The sequence below is a fragment of the Stenotrophomonas maltophilia group sp. RNC7 genome (assembly GCF_030910085.1).
Taxonomy (GTDB): Bacteria; Pseudomonadota; Gammaproteobacteria; order Xanthomonadales; family Xanthomonadaceae; genus Stenotrophomonas; species Stenotrophomonas sepilia.
In genome coordinates, this window is record NZ_JAVFVN010000581.1 from 1 (window position 1) to 695 (window position 695).

Sequence of the window (695 nt, forward strand, 5' to 3'; positions counted from 1 at the left end):
TAATTAATCCAAATAATGTATCGTCTGTAGCTTCAAAAGCTCCATCAGTAAATACAATTAATTTTGCGTCTTTATTAGGCTCACCAATTACATATGCTGTTTCAGCAGTTAACTCTCTTTTGATAATATCATCATATTTAATTACAGAAGGCTTAAGCTTTTTAGCTGTTCCGTTGTTAAGAGCCTTCATAAATACGGTACTTGTTCTAAGATCGTATTTCTCAGTTGCTGATACTTTTACAAATTTATCTTTGCTTCCCTTGTCTAAAGTAAGCGCTGCAGAATCAACTTCTAATGTTTTTTCTTTAATTTCGCCATCTTTATTTAATTTAAAGCTTACAGCTGAGAACTTAGTATCATCGAATGCTCCTGTTGATACATCACTTGCACCAAATTTGTTAACCTCTGCTCTGTCTTCAAATTTATATTCTACTTCTTTACCTTCAGTAGTAAATACTGTTAATACAGGGGTTCTACCTTCTTGTAAATAAGTAGCTATACCGTAAATAGTATTACTTGTAATATTAGCATCTGTAGTTAATACAAGAGCTTTTCCTGCTAAGTCAAGAACAACGATTACATCTTCGTCAACAAGATCTTGGATTTTATTATTATCATCCCACGCGAAGTAGTCTTCACCTTGATCATCAGAGAAGATTCCACCTTCTGCTGCTCTAGCAATGTTTTTTCCAGCA

Annotated in this window: 1 protein-coding gene; it reads right to left on the reverse strand. The window is 33.5% G+C overall.

From position 1 onward, the window contains the following. Positions 1–695 (reverse strand): hypothetical protein (locus RCF13_RS11045; RefSeq protein ID WP_308141180.1); only part of this gene is annotated, 695 nt, incomplete at both ends.